Source organism: Pseudobacter sp., from assembly GCF_051955275.1.
In the GTDB taxonomy this organism is placed as follows: Bacteria; Bacteroidota; Bacteroidia; order Chitinophagales; family Chitinophagaceae; genus Pseudobacter.
On the sequence record NZ_JBQCGW010000126.1, the window covers coordinates 58,271 to 74,926 of the forward strand.

Sequence of the window (16,656 nt, forward strand, 5' to 3'; positions counted from 1 at the left end):
CAATGAATTGAAACTATCTGCCTCTTCTGCGGATCCAGATCAGCAGTCCGCATGCTGCCAGCACCAGTGGGAATACCCATTTCAGGAAGATATTGCTGACGCTCCAGCTGCCTTCACTCAGCTTGATGGATTTGTCAGGCATGGGGTCCCTGCGCATATCAACGGGCACTTCACCATCGGAAAGCCAGCTGAAGCCGCCATTGATGAGATAGAAATTTCCTGCAGGCAGGTCCTTTCTCATCATTCCCAGCTCACCGTTGCTGAGCCAGTCTGCATCACCCGTTATAAGGATCTTTTGTTCACGGCCATTGATGGTCCTGGATAAAGCGGCCACCGTTGGGATGGGCTCCATTTTTTCAACAGCCGGATTGAATACTGCAGAGTCATCCACAAAATCCGTGGTCTCTGTTTCATTCCAGCTGCCTGTTGAATCGGAAGAGAAGAGCGTGGTTACTTTGAAGCCCTTGCTGCTGTCGATCTGCAGACCACCGCTGGTGGGCAGTGTCAGCAGTGCTTCCCTGCGCTTCATTCCCTCGAAATAGTAAGAGAATTTCGTAGCTGCGAGTGTGGGCTTCAAGGTAAGCAGGTTAGCCTGGAACTTCTCGGAAGGTTTCACCAGTGTTCCCTTCAGGAAGCTGACACCAAACTGCTCAGTGAAAGTATTCATCACATCCTGACGGCCGGGCTCACCGGCGATGAGCAGATTACCACCACGATCGATGTATTGCTGCAGGATCTTCTTCTCATCATCATTGAGCACACGCTTGGGCTCAGCGATCATGAGGATCCGGATACTGTCCGGGATCACCTGGTTCAGCGTCACGTCCTGGAAGTTAAAGCCCTGATTGATCAGCGCATGACGGAAGGTCTTTTCTTCTGCGAACATTTTGTAGCCTCTGTCGAATGCATTGTGGCTTTCCCTTTCACCATGACCGCTCAGGAAACCGATTACCGGCAGCTGCGCAGTAAGGCGCTTGAAAGCAGCGCTGATCTCTGCTTCAGAAGGATAACGCATGGGGTCGTCGAAGATGCGGAGGAAGGTCTTCTGTCCGTTCTCTCTTTCCAGCAAACGCACAAAGCGGAACATTTCAGGTTTCAGGTCCACCTCATTGCTGATGGCGCTGTACGGAAGGATCTCAAATTTGAAGTCCTGCAATTTCTGCAGGGTGTCCATCCGCTGTTTATCATTGAGGGTTGGATATTGTTTATCCAGGTGTTCATTCTTGGCCCTGTGATAATAGTATTTGTATTTCATTTTGATATCCGGCTTGAAGCGGATATACCGGGCGAATGTGCTCACATCCCATTTGAAGGATGCAGGAAGGGCGGTATAATAATTCTCTTCCAGCATATTGGAGTAAGTAGTGATGGTGAGACCGTCATTCAGTTTGCTCAGGATGTCCTGACTGGAACGAGTGAGGGTATTGGTTTTGGTGCGCGTCACATCCAGGTAGCCCATCAGCTGGGGCTTGGAACTGAAATACCCGATCATCATGGCTATTATAAATACCGTGGCATATTTCCCGAAATTGGCAATGAAACTGCTGCGCACTCTTCCTGTATGCAATTTGAGGATAGTGAAGGAAATGAACATACCGATCACCACCACAAAATAAAGCAGGTCTTCACTGGTGATCATACCGGCAATGAATGTATCTGCACGGCCGGAGATGGCGAGCCAGTAAGTGATATCACGCACGAATTCGATCTCCTGCCCTACACCTTTTACATAGTTTAATACGGCAAGCATCGCCAGGGTGCCCATGGCAGCAACTACGGTGTAAGAAGTGAGCGAGCTCATGAAGAGGCCTACAGCAGCATACGCGCAGATGAGCAGGTAGAGGCCAAGCATGCCGCAGAGGATCAGCGGGAAGTCAACCTTTTCAATAGTGCCGGCAGCAAAGAAGCTGAACACGCCGAGAATGGCCATCAGCACCAGTCCGAAGATCATCAGGGATAAATATTTGCCCATGATGATCTGGTAATTGGTGAGCGGGGATGAATAGAGCAGCTTGATGCCACCATTGCCATATTCCCGGCTCATCACGCCCATGGTGAGCAGCGGGATGTAGAGATAGAGATAGGTCTGAACATTAGTGAACATTCCCATCATTCCTCCGAATGTGTTGGAGGTAACACTGTAAAGGCTCCATCCCAGTGTCTGACGGCGGATCATTCCTTCGAAGATCCCCGTGAAGCCAAGTGCTACCTGAAAGGCGAAGATCACCAGGATCAGCCAGGCCACAGGCGAGTAAAAAAGTTTCTGCAGTTCCGTTCTTGCTATTTTGAAAATCGTTTTCATCACAAATATTTTTTAGGTTATGGTTCAGAGACTGGCTCCTCCTGCTACTTTTTTTTCTTGCTGAGTTCTGCGAAAATGGTGTCGAGTGAATTCTTCTCCAGGTTGATCTCCATCAGTCTCCAGTTATTGGATACGCTGGCGGCCACAATACGTTCAGTAACTTCTGTAGCATCGGTGAACTGAATGCGGAAGCGGGTTCCGCCGAGATGGTCCACATTGATCACACCTGGAATGGCTTTCAGCTCCTCCGGGGAAGGTGTTGACATGAGAGATACTACCAGGGTATTGGGCATGATCTGGTTGTCGAATTCATCCAGGGTACCGGAGAATACAACATGACCTTCATTGATCATCCAGATATTGTCGCATAGCGCCTGCACTTCCTGCAGGATATGTGTGCTGAGCACCACAGTTCTTTCTTCTGCGATCTCGCGGATCAGGTTACGCACTTCCAGGATCTGGTTGGGATCAAGGCCATTGGTAGGTTCATCCAGCACCACAAAATCGGGTCTGTGGATGATGGCCTGCGCAATGCCAACACGCTGCTGGTACCCCCCGGACAGGTTCCTGATCAGTCTTTTACTGAAATGGCTGACGCCTACTTTGCTCATCACTTCATCGATAGCTGGCTTTACGGCTGAAGGCTTCATCAGCCTGATATTGGCGCAATGTCTCAGATATTCCTCAACGGTGAGATCGGTCTGAAGGGGTGGCTGCTGGGGCAGGAAGCCGATATGCCGCTTGGCGCGTACAGGTTCCTTGCGAAGGTTCACACCCTGGATATATACTTCTCCCTGGGTTTGTTTGATCACCCCGCAGATGATATTCATGATGGTGGATTTGCCCGCGCCATTGGAACCGAGCAAACCGTAAATACCATTCCGGGTGAGCTCGAAATTGATGTCTTTGATTGCCCATTGCACACTGTACCGGTGGCTAAGGTTCTCCACTTTCACGATGGATGCACTCATTTGCTTACTGATTTTTGGATAAAAGAATAGTGATATGAAGCGCAGCGGTGAGGCCGCGCTTCATTTTCGTATAATGGTAATGGTTACTAGTTGGTGTACCCGCCCTTGACAATCACGTCAACCACTTTGCCAAGTCCGTTCAGGCGGTGCAGCTCTTTGCTGACACCGTCTACGATCACCTGCTGGCTGATATCATACACTATGAAAGTGCCGTCTTCCAGCCCCACGGCAATGGAGCCACCGTTATCATGGGCTGTAATGGCTGTGATCTTAGCAGCAGTTGTTGCATATTTTACTACGGGAGCATTTGTTTTAACATCGTAATACCAGATCTCATTATTGTTGGCACCACCTGTGAAGAAGAGATAATCCCTGGGCTTCACGGCCGTGAACCTCGTCTGTGCAGTTACAACACTGTTACCCTGGAATGGCACCCTTACGCCTGGAGTGATCCTGGGTGTAACACCATCGGAGTTGAATTTGAAAGTCTGGAAGTATAGATTGTGATCATCCGGACTGCGAAGGATCATGGTACCATCCATAAAGTTCCATCCGTCGTTGAAAGATCCACCCCATACATATTCCCAGTTACCCATGCGCTGGAGGGAAGTGTAGTTGGCCGGGTAAGGAACTTCAGGAACAGGGAAGGTATCGATAGCAATGGCGGGGTTACCCATATTCGGCACATAAGTACGGATCCTGAGCAGTCGGTTGACTGTTTTCTCATGCATGATACCCCATCCGCTCATGGTGGTCCAGGTATCCCAGATATCAGACACTTTCAAACCGCCGGTTATATAGAGCGGCGTGCTTACCCAGGGGATGGCAAAGGGAAGAGCGCCTTCAGGCATTACTCTCGCATATACAACACCGTTATAATTCACCATGAAATCCGTAGTTGGAAAGAAACCCATATCCACAGGTTTGAAATCAGCCGGAGCGCCTTGCGTGAATACATTTTTAGCCACCATTTTCTTCTTCATGGTGTTTGCATCCAGTTCAATGGGGCCCTGTCCGCCATTCTGCAATACATACATGCCTCTTCCTCCGGTCACGTAGTAGTCGCGGATCTTCACAGGCTGACTGCCCATGCTTTCACCTTCGTTGAAGGATTTATAAAGACCTGTATAATCGAAATAGGAAGTTCCTGCGATACGTACATGCGCCAGTTCAGATTCACCATCTTTTTCATAGAGGATGGCCCAGCCTGCCCCGTAAGGGGAGGTAACATTCAGATTGATAGCACTGGCTGCGGGGAAGCGGATGCCCGACTTTTTATCTTTCATGTAATAAAAAGCCGAGAAGGTACCAAGCTCCTGTCCTACGTATTTGAGGATCGGCTCGTCTGAAACCTGTTCGCCATTGATGAACCAGGCGTGTTCAAATTCCGTGGTATCGGCAGGATTGCTCCAGGTGCGTACCGGATATACCTTGATGGTGTCTTTCAGGAATGCATTATAGGAATAGGTGGCATACCGGATGGTAACTGAATTACCGTAATTGTAGGTATAATTCCCTTTGTCTTTGATACAGCCGGTTAAAGCGCAGGTCATCAGGCCGGCTGACAATATTTTAGTGATACTATTTTTCATCAGTTAAAATTTTATGGGCCTAGCCGGCAATAGGAATAGTTGATAGCATATCGGATCCATCATCTTCCAGTACAGGAGTCCCTGCATCCTTCATCTGAATGAGGAAGTACTTGAAGCGTTTGATCAGTTCTGTCTTTTCAGAAGTAGATTTATCCGTGAGATCGCCCACACCGGTGAATTCCATGAACTTCCTGAATTTCCTTTCTGTATAAACACCGAGATAGAAGCGGTCCATATTGCTGTCCCACCAGGATGGCTTGGTCACCATATCATTGATGCGGAAGACCTTCCTGGCATAGGTGGTCTGACCAGGTTGTACACCATCAGTTGATGCGATCTCGATGGCCAGCATAAATGTAGTGGTGGCCAGTTCGGGTGTTTTCCTGATGGTGATATAGGCCGTATCCACCGACAGTCCCTGACGGAAATCGAAACTGGCTGGCAGTGAATAATGTCTGGCTTCTGCGGTGGTTGCTTTTGCATCCACTTTGATTTGATATTTCAGCACACCTTCGGGCATTCTTCCGATTAGCTTCACGGGCATCGCTACCGTTACTTCCGTTTTTCCGGGGTGAAAGAAAAAGGAGAAGTTGGTAGTGTCGGTCAATGCCTGCGTGAACTGTACGTAATGACCTGAAGTGTAGACCTGCATCTCTTCCTTTTTACAGGAGAACAGGGCTGTCAGCAGCAGGCTGTATAAAATGTATGATCGTTTCATGAGCATAATCATTGTCAGTTAGAAATTGGTTTCCTCTTCCGGAATTGGCAATACAAACCTTGCGTTGTCCATGGGGATGGTCTGTGACTCAACCTGCATGGGCCTGTCGCGCCTCTTATGCTGGAACACGGTTTGTCCTTCAAGCAGGAATTCACGGTGAAACTCATCAAACAGTTCTTTATAGAAGTCGTTTGGTACAGTGCTGCTGAAAGTGGTGGTGCGGCCTCTTGCATTGCGGACCTGGTTCAGCACGGTGAGGGCTTCTGTGGTTCTTCCTGCCTCGAAGTAGCACTCAGCCAGGATATAGTAGATCTCGCTGAAGCGGAGCACCGGGATGATGGTGTTTTGCTCTTTTCTCCATTGCCAGGTGGAAGCATTTTCCATCCATTTGGCAGAGATGAATTTATTCTCATCTATGAGGTTCCTCCTGAAATCACGCTCATTCAGCGGCATGTATTTATCTACTTCCGGCCTGGATACACCGAAATCGTAGTAAGAGGTTTTGTAATTGGTGAACTGCTCTATCAGCCTGGAATCATAGAATGCCAGGATCACATCGTCCACCAGTTTGCTGTAGAGATTTTCTCCTTTCGATTCCGATTCAAAAGTGAATGCCCACCACCTGAGCCTTCCTGCCGGTCCGAAGGTCTTGTACAGGAATTCTGCTTTCTTCAGTGCGTTCTCTTTGTCGCCATTATAGAGGTAGGCCCTTGCCAGCAATCCCTGGATGGCTACATAGTTAAGTCTGTGCATCCTGAAGTTGAAGAAGAGGCCTCCATTGGTCTGGCTGCTTCCGCTGAGGAGTGATTGCAGTTTCTGTGCCATGGCAGTCCGGTTGGTAATGGTATCGTTGCGCACTACCAGTTGCTGCGCTTCTTCCAGGTCTTTGATCACATTGTCCATTACCACTGATGTAGGCATTGGCGCCGTGATATAGCTTGGATAACTGGTCTGGTAAGGGATCGCATTCATGGTCCTGTTCTTCACAGGTGCAGGAGCGAACATTCTCAGCAGTTCAAAATGAAGCAGGCCGCGGAGGGCTTTGGCTTCGCCGAGGATGAGATCCCTTTCCACTCCTTTGAGCGGGAAGAGCATGGTATCCACCTGTTGCAATTCATGTATGATCTTATTACAGTTTGCAATGGAGTTATAGGCAGTGGACCAAAGGGAGGAAATGGTGGTCCGGATACTGGCATCCGTCCAGGTATAGGACATCATCTGGTACATTTCCCAGTTCACGCGGCCGCGGTCATATTCCTGCGACATGGCGGTGGCGAGCCCCCAGCTGAGTGTTCGACCATATACGGCCTGGCTGGAGACCTGCTGGTAAACGCCGTTCAGTGCTATCCGGAAGCCTTCCGCCACTTCAAACAATTTCTCATCACTGAGCTTGTCTTTGGGCTGAACATCCAGCCATTTTTTACATCCTGAGCAGCTGATGATCACTGCCAGTGAAACGTACAATATTGCTGATAATTTTCGCATGTTGTTTCGGTTTAGAGTCCAACAGTTAAAGAGAAATCGAATGATCTCGCAAACGGATAGCTAAGGCCTCTCTCCTGCCTTACCGTGGAAATGGTAGCCAGGTTATTGGTGCTGAGTTGTGCACGCAGCATGCTGAGCCCTGCCTTTTTAAGCAGTTCAGGTTTGAACTGGTAACCAAGACTGAGCGAGTTGATGGAGATCATATTATAATCCTGGATGAAGCGGGAAGTAGGGCGTGTAGCCATATTCCGTTCTTTGATATCCTTGAGTGCTGTGATGTCTCCGGGATTGCGCCAGCGTTGCTGCAACACCCTGCGGTCTGTATTCCTGTTGTAGAGGTCAACGGTCTCCACTTTGTCGCGGAGAGTAGCATTGTATTGCTGACCACCCGCCTCATAAAGGCAGGAAGTGAAGAGTGTTAAACCTTTGTAACTGATGTTAAGGCCAAATGCGCCAGCCACTTTGGGTGCAGCGTCACCGATGATCACCTGCTCAGCAGCTTCCCAATCGTAAGTGATGGTGCCATCAGCTTTCAGGAAGATCTCTTTACCATCCATCGGATTGATGCCGAGTGAGCGCATACCGAATATGGAAGTGAGTGAACCTCCGGGAACATATTTGGTATGTGCCCTGCTGAACTGGTCTTTTTTGGAAGGATCGGTGGAAGACCACTGGTTGTATCCATCGTACTGCGCATCCACGCGCTTGTTGTATTCTTTGAGCGACTGGGAGATATCGAGGATCTCATTCTTGTTATGCGCCAGGTTACCGTACACGGCGATGATCACGTCTTTGGTACGGTATACGTCCGCACGAACCTGGATCTCAACACCCTTGTTGAGGATGCGGCCGATATTGTCTTTATACTTGGTGAAACCTGAAGACAGCGGCAGATCCACATCATTCACCAGGTCAATGGTTTCCTTGTTGTAGAAGTTCACGTTCAGGTTGAATCGGTCGTTGAGCAATCCCAGATCAAAGATCAGGTCTTTGGTGCGGGTCTTTTCCCAGGTGAGATTGGGGTTACCAAGTCCCATCAGGGTGGCGCCCACACCTGTACGGTACCAGCCATTCACGAGCGAGAACATGTCTTTGCTGGCAAAAGGCGGGAAGTTGGTCTTACCCAACTGGCCGATGTTTGCAGTAACACGCAGCCTGCTGATATATTTATGGTCCTGCATGAACTTATACTTATGGATATTCAGACCAGCGCCTGCAGACCAGAAAGGAGCAACACGCTTTTCTGTACCGAATTCAGAGGAGCCATCCAGACGGGCAGAGAAGTCCGCCAGGTAGATCTCATTGAATGAATAGTTCAATGCAAGGAAAGAACCGAAGATACGGGTATGGTTATCCGAAAAAGCAGGTTTGTTCAGCACTTTGGCGGCAAAGCTGGGTGAGCTTTGGGCGCCGGAAGGGAAGCCGGTGTAGATGCTGCTTTCTCCATCACTCTTAACCTCGTCAGTATTAATACCGGCAGAGAAGTTCATGTCATGGAGGCCTACACGGTTCACGTAGTTGGCGAAGAGTTTGGTTGAAATTGCCAGCCTGTTGAGTCTTGTCATGCTCAGCTGACCGATCTCACTGTAGTTGGTATTGGCAGTGATGCTATACCTTCCTGATGCAGGGTCAATAAAATCTTCGCTGTCGTCAGTGGTTTTGGTTACCGCCAGTTGCCCGCGCAGATTGAGCTTGGGGATGATGCGGTATACCAGTGACAGGTTGTTGATCAGGTTCTGATAACCATTCCGGCTGAAATTCCTGGTATTGAAAACTTCGTACAGCGGGTTGAGCCTGTTCAGCTCCGTGCTGCCGCTATGCCATAGATTGGTATTGAGCAGGTAATTGCCCTGCCTGTCCACCATCTCATCATAAGGTGCTTTCCAGGTATAGTCGCTGAAAGAGCCGTAGGGAGAATTGGTGGCTTTCACTACATCGAAATTGATATCGTTACGCACCTGCAGTCTGGTGGTACGATATTCGAATACAAAGCCGGCCCCCATACGTTCTCGGTTTGATTTCTTCATCACACCATTCTGTTTGTCGTAGCGCAGGAGGGCGTTGAAGCGGATCTCATTGGTACCTCCATCAAAAGTGAGGGTATGTTTCTGGCTGAACTCGTTGGTAACGGGCTGTGCGATCCAATCAGTGTTCATACCACGCAGGATCTGGTTGCTCTTGAGCAGGTATTCATTGTAGAGCTGCCCCATCTGTTGCGGGTTGGTGCTCTCATAGAATCCGGCCAGTCTTTCCGCTTCCAGTTTTTCTGTGGCGTTCATCAGGTCATAATCAGACAGGTCGGGCATGGTGAGGGTGGACACATAATTGTAATTCACTCTTACCTTGCCGGGAAGTGGGGCCACGGTTTCGATCACCACTACGCCGTTGGCGGCGCGGGAACCGTAGATAGCGGTGGCTGCCGCGTCTTTGAGGATGGTGATGGATTTGATCCTTGTCGGGTCAAAATCGTACACCCTTTCCGCCGTTACCTCAAACCCGTCCATGATAAAGATGGGAAGGTTGGGGTTATTGGTAAGCGCGGCTTCCGATACGTCGATATTATCGAGGGCTTTCACGCCGATGCCGGAGCGGCCGCGGATATAGAACTTGGGCATATTATTGGGGTCGGAGCCCATCAGGTTGTTCATTTCGATCCTGAAGGAGGGATCGAAAACCTGGAGCACATCGATCACGTTACGGTTGCTCACTTTGAGGATCTGCTCACGGTCTACTTTAACCGAATTTCCGGTAAAGCTTTCCTTGCGGATATTGCTGTAACCGGTTACCACCACGTCTTTCATGGCGGCTTCCGCAGGTTTCAGTACGATCCTGAGTGGTTTGTCTGTATCTATCACTTTGAATTCCTGTGATTCCATGCCGATATAGGAGAAGATCAGTGTCTGTTTGGCTTTCGCCTGGATGGAGAAGTTTCCCTGTTCATCGGTGGAAACACCAACGGAAGTTCCTTTTACCCGTACGCTCACGCCAGAGAGGGGGCTTCCATCTTCGGCGGTTATACGTCCTTTGACAGGATCTTCTTCCGGCTCGGGAGCTTCAATCACCAGGCCGGAATTGTGCAGGGCATCGGTCAGAGCAGTCACTTCCTCTTCTTTTTCGTAGAGGACAATAGTTTTATCCAGGATCCGGTAAGTAAGGGGTTGATCTCTGAACGCAATGTGGAGGAATTCAGGCAGGGGCATGTTATTGGCGGAAACGCTTACCCGGTGGGCATTTTTAAGCAGTCTTGCATTTCCGAAAACACCATAGCCTGTCTGTTGTTTGATAACGCCGAACAGTTTGCTGAGGGGAACATCTTTCCCTTCATACGTAATGGTTTGAGAATGAGTGGAAGCGCAGACATGCAGACTTCCAATCAATAGCAGCAGGGCGGTTAGTTTCATCGCAATCAGTATTGGTTTCTGAATGAGGCGATGCCGGCTTCTTTCAATTCCCGGTGGGGCAACCGGGTTGGGAGAGGCAACAACATCCCGGGTACAAAAAGCAGTTTTTTGCATACTTTTGCATTAGTTATGGTTAATAAAAAATTCTCCTCCACTGAATTTGGATTAGCCTGACGAATTCGCCGGAAGCAGGTCAGAGCGCTTCCGGTTTTTCAATACAGGCAATCACGTTAGGTAAAGTCAGGTTGTGGTGCTTATGCAGCACCGGACATTAAAATGTTTGCTAATTAGAGTACCAGGATGAGGTATAAGGTTATCAGTTTGGCAGCACAACCAATTTTCTTCCGTCAACTACTTTGAATTGAACGCCTGCGGCTTCCAGGGCTGTAAGCACGTCTACCAGTTTCATATCCCTGCGCAGGTCGCCAAAGAATTCGATATCGGGCACATTCCTTTCGTATATCACTTCTATATTGTACCATCTCACCAGTTGGTTGAGCGCTTCGCGGGAGCTCATACCGGTGAAGTTGAAATAGCCGTTCTTCCAGGCCATTATCTTATCAGTATCGATATCGTTCAGCACAATAATGCCGGACTGTTTCTTTGATTTCGGATAATCCTTTCCGTTAGCTACTATCAGGCCCTGTTGCCCTGGTGCAAGATCCACTGCCCTATCTGCCTGCAGCGCTGTAGCTATCGATCCCGGACAGTTCCAGCAGCTGGTGTCCTTGGTGTTATAGAGTTTCACGGCGCCTTCCAGGAGCGTGGTAGCCATGGAAGTTTCATCTGTGTAGGCTTTCACATTGAACTGTGTGCCTGTTACTTCCACCACGGCCTGGTTGTTCACTTTCACTCTGAACTTCATCAGCGGGTTCTTTGCCACATCCATGAACACTTCACCGGTCACCATCACTCTTCTTTCATTACCTGCAAAGAAGGTTGGATAGGTGATGGAACTGGCCGCATTCAGCCATACCTGTGTTCCATCGGGCAGTAATACTTTGAACTGTCTTCCCTTGGGTGTTGAGATGGTATTCCAGGCCGGGCCGGCATGCTTCTCCCCTGCTGCATTGTAGGCCAGGCGGCCGTCCTGCAGCATGATCTCTGCACCTTCCTGGCTGGCGATCACGCCATTTTTCATACTGTCAAGCACTATCTGACGGCCATCCGCCAGTGTGAGCACAGCGCCATCAGTGCCGGGTATGATACTCGCATCCAGGCTCTGGGCCAGTGTCAGCGGAATATCGGTCTGCGGTTTCTGGCGTACCCAGAGGAACACACTTACTGCCATCAATACTGCAATGGCTGCCGCGATATTCCAGGTGCGTTTGCGGTACATCGGATGAACGGGCGCCTGCACATATCTTTCAGGGTCTATCTTTTCCTGCACCTGCTGCCAGATCCGGCGCTCGCGGACGAGGTCTTTTGCTTCACCCGGTTCGATGGCATCCCACCAGGCATCCAGCTCTGCGATCAGCGCATCATCGGCAGGCAGCTCTTTCACCAACTGGAAAAAAGCTTCCGTTTCCTGTTCCGTACTTTCATTTGAAACAAGCTTCCTGAACAACTCCTGCATATATTCCCTGGGAACGGACATGCCACCTTATTTCTACTAATGACGACAACTAATTCTCCTGGTAGTATCGCACCGGCAGATTTTTTTTTAATTTTTATAAAAGGAGAAAAACGAGAAATCCTGCGAGACTGTCTTTATAATGTGTACGCAGGAATTCCCTGATGGATTCCAGCGCAATGGACATGGTTTTCTTGACAGTAGCAGGAGAAATATTCAATTGTTGTGCTATTTCATTGTAGGAAAGGCCTTCCTCGCGGTGCATGAGGAAGATGCGCTGGCGGCTGGGACTGAGGCCGCTGATGGCTTCCCGCCAGATACGCGCCGTTTCTTCACTCATCACCCTGTGATCGGAAACAGGACGTGAAGAGAGGATCACCATATCTGTGTGATAGGCTTGCATCAGTTTCTTTTTCCGCGCTGTTGTTTTGAAATAATCGAGGGCTTTGTTGCGGGCGGCGGTGCGAAGGAAACCGCCAACATTCTGGATCTGCTCCAGCCATTCCCGGCCACTCCAGAGTTTTACGAAAATATCCACCACCAGTTCCTCTGCTGTTTCGGGACTCTTGACCAGGCTCTCCATATAAGCATACAGTTTGGGCCAGTAATGCTCATACAGCTGGTTAAAAGCCTGTTCGTCTCCACGGGAAATACGATATAGCAGTTGGGTTTCGTTTTGCATCAGAGCCAGATATCCTTCGGGTTAATTTGCAATTTAGTATTTTCAGGAACAGTATTCTCTCTCCCATTATTAAAAAAGATATCATGGTAACTAAAAGGATCGGCGTTGATGAGTGCAGGCTGGTGACAGATCTCTTCAATAAGTACAGGGTTTTCTACAGCCAGCCTTCCTATATGGAACTTTGCAAAAGAACAGGGAGCCACCTGGATGCAGCTGGAAACCGCCATAGACAACCATGCTGCGCAAAGTCTTTATGAGCAGGCAGGCTTTGTGAAGCAGGCGCCGGAAGAAGGATTTTTTGTGTACAGGATCCCTATCAGGTAACAGGTCTCAGCCATTGCAGATATTCATTCCAACGTTGTATAGAAACGTTCAGCGCATACCGGCTGTTAAGCCTTTCCACCTGCTGTTGCAGATATTGCTGGCTCAATGCTGCGGCCAGTTGCTGCAGGTTGATGCGCATCAGCGCTTCCTTGGTGAAGCGGCGCTTGGCATCGGCAAATGTGATGGATGCCAGGAAATCCGTTGCTGTTGAAGTGTTCAGCAGAATTAAAGTGAAAGCGGCATAGTCCGCATTATCAAACCCCAGCATATAGCAGGTATCATCCAGCATCAATGGCTTGCCATTGAATGGCAACACCAGGGAGAAGAGGAAAGATTTGTACAGACCCGAGATGGCCACTTTGTAAGGCCTGAATGAATAATCACCAATTCCGAATATGGAGAATGCGGGCCGGTTCTTATAAATGGAAGAACGGCGGTTCTCAAAAATGCTGCGATGGCTGTGGAGATATTGCCAGGTCAGGGGATAATCCCTTTCAATATAATTGGTATCAACACCGGGCCGCTGTTGAGTAACGATGGTGTACTTGCGGGCAGCGCCTGTAACTTCCTGCTGCAGGTCAGAGCTCTTGAGCAGGCCGTAGACCAGCCCATCTTCGAGCCGGAATGTGAGTTGACGGGCATTGTAATAGTCCTCCCCCATTTTATCGAGCTCCATCAGCTGTGAGCAGTCGTGCTTCAGGCCCTGCCTCCATTCAAGCGGGCTTACTCCATCGATCTCACGGTGATGAATATACGAACTTGTATTTGAAACGAATTTATTGTTGACCCATCCATACTCCACCCCTTCTACGGCGGGCTTGTAGAAATCGTGCAAGGCGCAGGTGAAGGCAGCGGTTTCACCCAGTCTGCATGAGAACAGCGAAGCTTCCGCCTTTACTTCAAATTCTTTCAGGCTGTTGATCTGGTATTGCCGGATATTGTTGAGGCGGAACTGGTGGCGTAGTTGTTCAGACACGATATTCCTGATCACGGCATTTTTCACCAGCAGAGCCATATGCCCGGGAGTACCATGAAAGGCTTTCAGCAACATCAGGGTGATATGTTCTGCAATGTCAAAATTTCCTTTTCCTGTTACTGCTGCAATGCCATCATGTTGTTTGAAATTGGATTTGAAAGGCAGGTTGGAGCTGTCAAGACTGCCGAGCATGGCATTGGTGACCCAGGGCGGATTGCCGGCAATCAGTAAAGGCTGATGTGCTGCTACCGGCAGTTTTGAAAAATCGAAACCGAATACATTTCCATGATGCAGCTCGATGGATGGTTTATTGAGATCAGGGTATTGCAGGTAGGTATCGATGATGGAAAATTTCGTTTGCCAGAGATACGGCAGATGGATATCCAGGGCAAATACTGTACGCAAAGAGGGAAACTGGTGGAGCGCCGCCAGGATGAAATGTCCTTTGCCACAGGTGGGCTCAATAAGCATACCCGGTAGCGGAATTTCTTCTGCTACCAGCTTCAGAACCCGCTCCGCCAGACCGGGTGGCGTTTGAAAATCACCGAACTCGGAGCGGTCGCGGTGCCCATCCGCCGCTGGCCCGGAATGCAAGGCTGACTTGAATTGCAGCCATTCAATCTCCGAAGTGAAGCAATCCCGGATCCCGCTCAATGCCTGCAGCTCCTCATTCACTTTATGAAAAGAGGACAAATGCTGCATCCTGTTGAAGAGGTTCAGCAATGCGGGGCTCATATAGGCGCCAAAGACGGTCAACTGCGTTCCTGAATGGTTTTTTACATTATTACGGGTTTCACTAAATGAGATACTTCAGGCAATATTATAGTAAACTTTACAGCAAAACTATCCAGGGGAAAAAAAGATATACCGCTGCACCTTGTGGAGACGGTGAATAGGAGCTGGCTTTCTCGGTGACATGCTGATCATAAAGAAAACGGCAACTGATTGCAGATCTGTTCAATTATAGATATCTTCAATTAAAATATTTCAGATGGCCGTTCCTGACAGGGAAGACATTCATATCATAACCCGGCATAGCAACCTACCAGCTTCCGGTATCCGGTCTGCGCTGGACGAATTTGTGTACAGCAGCAAATCCGGCTGGCAGCAGTTCCTGCGCATTATGTTCCTCAGCCTGGGAGCCAGCTTCCTGCTGGCAGGGATCATTTTCTTCTTTGCTTACAATTGGGACCAGCTGCACAAATTTGTGAAACTGGGCATCATGGAAGGATTGATCATCCTGCTCACACTCACAGCGCTGCTCATGCGAAATAATATCCTGCTCCGGAAATTCCTGCTTACCGGCGCTTCTGTTCTGGTGGGGGTGCTCTTTGCCATCTTCGGACAGGTATACCAGACCGGCGCTGACGCATACGACCTCTTTCTCAACTGGACGCTGTGTATATGCCTATGGGTACTGGTAGCCGATTTTGCGCCGCTATGGCTGGTCTGGCTGATACTGGTGAACCTCACAGCCCAGTTGTATGTACAGCAGATCAGGACCTACTGGCCCACCATGAGCCTGCCACTACTTTTATATGGTATCAATGTGGTAAGCATGGTGATTTCATTATTGCTGAAACATTTCTGGAAAGCAGACATCCCGGGCTGGTTCATAATTGTACTGGCCCTGGGTGCAGTGACTATTTCCACCATCAGCGTAAGCATTGGGATATTTGAAAGAAACGAACCGCTGTTCGGCATACTGACCATACTGGTGATCCTCAGTTATGCAGCCGCCATCTGGTATGGTTATAATAACAAAAGCATATTCTTCCTGGCTATTACAGGATGCAGCGTGATCATCATTATCTGCGCCGCCATCCTCAACGCATCTGTGGATACCGGCAGTATTCTCTTCCTGTGCCTGTTCATTGCAGGCTCCATAACGGGGCTCATCAAAGGATTGCTCACCCTTCAAAAAAGCTGGAACCTTGAAAAAGCAGACTGATATCACAGCTACGATCGATCTCTTCCGTGCAAGGGAGGGTAATAGCTTTCAATTGAATGAGCCGGCCTTGCTGGCCGACTATGAAAAGGCCAATGCCAACCGTTCGGGTATCGCTATTAAAGTACTGACCGTGATCGGCGGATTCCTGGCCACCTGCGCCTTTATTGGTCTTCTATTTGTGGGAGGCCTCTTTGAATCCGGAACGGGCATGTGCATCACAGGCTTCTTCTTTATTGCCGGAGCGCTGATCCTGAAAAGAGTGAAGGACCTGCTGATCCTGGATACATTCGCAGTTTCCTTTTATGTATGCGGCTGTGTATTGCTGTTGATCGGCGCAAATGAACTGCGGATGAATGAAATTGCAGTGAGCCTGCTATTCATGGGTATCGCCCTTTTCTCGCTCTGGTTTGTGCAGGCCTATATGATGGCATTCACAGCCACCATCCTTTTCCATGCAGCCAGCGTGGCATTACTGGAGACTTACCGGTTCGACAGCTTCGTACATATTTATATTTCTTTACTCATCTGGTTCTTTACAGGCATGATATTGCAGGAAGCAAGGATCATCAGAAGCAGCACCCTGCTGAACAGGTTGTACAATCCGGTGCGAATGGCAACATTGTTTGCCTTGCTTACCATCCTGTACCTATCCGGTTCCGGCTGGTTCTTCCGCATTACCAG

The 16,656-nt window shown here is 49.2% G+C and carries 11 protein-coding genes; 2 read left to right on the top strand and 9 right to left on the bottom strand.

Annotation, left to right across the window (positions count from 1 at the left end; all coding sequences use genetic code 11):
- Positions 1–13 precede the first annotated feature (13 nt).
- The 9 genes from ACTHMC_RS10750 to ACTHMC_RS10790 all read right to left on the bottom strand — a co-directional run bounded on the left by ACTHMC_RS10750 (position 14) and on the right by ACTHMC_RS10790 (position 14,780).
- Positions 14–2,302 (bottom strand): Gldg family protein, encoded by a 2,289-nt coding sequence (locus ACTHMC_RS10750; protein ID WP_440413116.1) that lies wholly within the window; start codon positions 2,300–2,302, stop codon positions 14–16.
- Between the two features lie 44 nt (positions 2,303–2,346).
- Complete coding sequence (locus tag ACTHMC_RS10755) at positions 2,347–3,273, bottom strand: ABC transporter ATP-binding protein (protein WP_440413117.1); 927 nt, start codon at positions 3,271–3,273, stop codon at positions 2,347–2,349.
- A gap of 86 nt (positions 3,274–3,359) precedes the next feature.
- The gene (locus tag ACTHMC_RS10760) at positions 3,360–4,865 is read right to left on the bottom strand and encodes a PKD-like family lipoprotein (RefSeq protein WP_440413118.1); all 1,506 of its coding nucleotides are present in this window, start codon (positions 4,863–4,865) and stop codon (positions 3,360–3,362) included.
- Between the two features lie 19 nt (positions 4,866–4,884).
- Complete coding sequence (locus tag ACTHMC_RS10765) at positions 4,885–5,583, bottom strand: DUF4843 domain-containing protein (protein WP_440413119.1); 699 nt, start codon at positions 5,581–5,583, stop codon at positions 4,885–4,887.
- 18 nt (positions 5,584–5,601) lie between these two features.
- On the bottom strand, positions 5,602–7,068 hold the full coding sequence (locus tag ACTHMC_RS10770) for a RagB/SusD family nutrient uptake outer membrane protein (RefSeq protein WP_440413120.1): 1,467 nt from the start codon (positions 7,066–7,068) through the stop codon (positions 5,602–5,604).
- An 11-nt stretch (positions 7,069–7,079) separates the two neighbouring features.
- A complete protein-coding gene (locus ACTHMC_RS10775; protein ID WP_440413121.1) occupies positions 7,080–10,583 on the bottom strand; it encodes a SusC/RagA family TonB-linked outer membrane protein in 3,504 nt (1,167 codons plus the stop codon).
- Between the two features lie 202 nt (positions 10,584–10,785).
- Entirely contained in the window at positions 10,786–12,066 is a 1,281-nt protein-coding gene (locus ACTHMC_RS10780) for a FecR family protein (protein ID WP_440413122.1), read from the bottom strand.
- Positions 12,067–12,139: 73 nt separating this feature from the next.
- Positions 12,140–12,724: an RNA polymerase sigma factor gene (locus ACTHMC_RS10785; RefSeq protein ID WP_440413123.1), complete on the bottom strand. Its 585-nt coding sequence runs from the start codon at positions 12,722–12,724 to the stop codon at positions 12,140–12,142.
- 316 nt (positions 12,725–13,040) lie between these two features.
- Complete coding sequence (locus tag ACTHMC_RS10790; RefSeq protein ID WP_440413124.1) at positions 13,041–14,780, bottom strand: hypothetical protein; 1,740 nt, start codon at positions 14,778–14,780, stop codon at positions 13,041–13,043.
- A 235-nt stretch (positions 14,781–15,015) separates the two neighbouring features.
- Between ACTHMC_RS10790 and ACTHMC_RS10795 the strand changes: the two genes are divergently transcribed.
- Positions 15,016–15,975: a DUF2157 domain-containing protein gene (locus tag ACTHMC_RS10795; RefSeq protein WP_440413125.1), complete on the top strand. Its 960-nt coding sequence runs from the start codon at positions 15,016–15,018 to the stop codon at positions 15,973–15,975.
- Positions 15,959–16,656: DUF4401 domain-containing protein (locus ACTHMC_RS10800; RefSeq protein ID WP_440413126.1), on the top strand; the 698-nt coding region annotated here is incomplete at its 3' end. The genes ACTHMC_RS10795 and ACTHMC_RS10800, both read left to right, overlap by 17 nt.

What these genes read in the sequence shown, in the direction of transcription:
- ACTHMC_RS10795 (WP_440413125.1), top strand. Translation starts at nt 15,016, where the DNA reads ATGGCCGTTCCTGACAGGGAAGACATTCATATCATAACCCGGCATAGC.
- ACTHMC_RS10770 (WP_440413120.1), bottom strand. Translation starts at nt 7,068, where the DNA reads ATGCGAAAATTATCAGCAATATTGTACGTTTCACTGGCAGTGATCATC.
- ACTHMC_RS10775 (WP_440413121.1), bottom strand. Translation starts at nt 10,583, where the DNA reads ATGCAAAAAACTGCTTTTTGTACCCGGGATGTTGTTGCCTCTCCCAAC.
- ACTHMC_RS10750 (WP_440413116.1), bottom strand. Translation starts at nt 2,302, where the DNA reads ATGAAAACGATTTTCAAAATAGCAAGAACGGAACTGCAGAAACTTTTT.
- ACTHMC_RS10780 (WP_440413122.1), bottom strand. Translation starts at nt 12,066, where the DNA reads ATGTCCGTTCCCAGGGAATATATGCAGGAGTTGTTCAGGAAGCTTGTT.
- ACTHMC_RS10760 (WP_440413118.1), bottom strand. Translation starts at nt 4,865, where the DNA reads ATGAAAAATAGTATCACTAAAATATTGTCAGCCGGCCTGATGACCTGC.
- ACTHMC_RS10755 (WP_440413117.1), bottom strand. Translation starts at nt 3,273, where the DNA reads ATGAGTGCATCCATCGTGAAAGTGGAGAACCTTAGCCACCGGTACAGT.
- ACTHMC_RS10785 (WP_440413123.1), bottom strand. Translation starts at nt 12,724, where the DNA reads ATGCAAAACGAAACCCAACTGCTATATCGTATTTCCCGTGGAGACGAA.
- ACTHMC_RS10765 (WP_440413119.1), bottom strand. Translation starts at nt 5,583, where the DNA reads ATGAAACGATCATACATTTTATACAGCCTGCTGCTGACAGCCCTGTTC.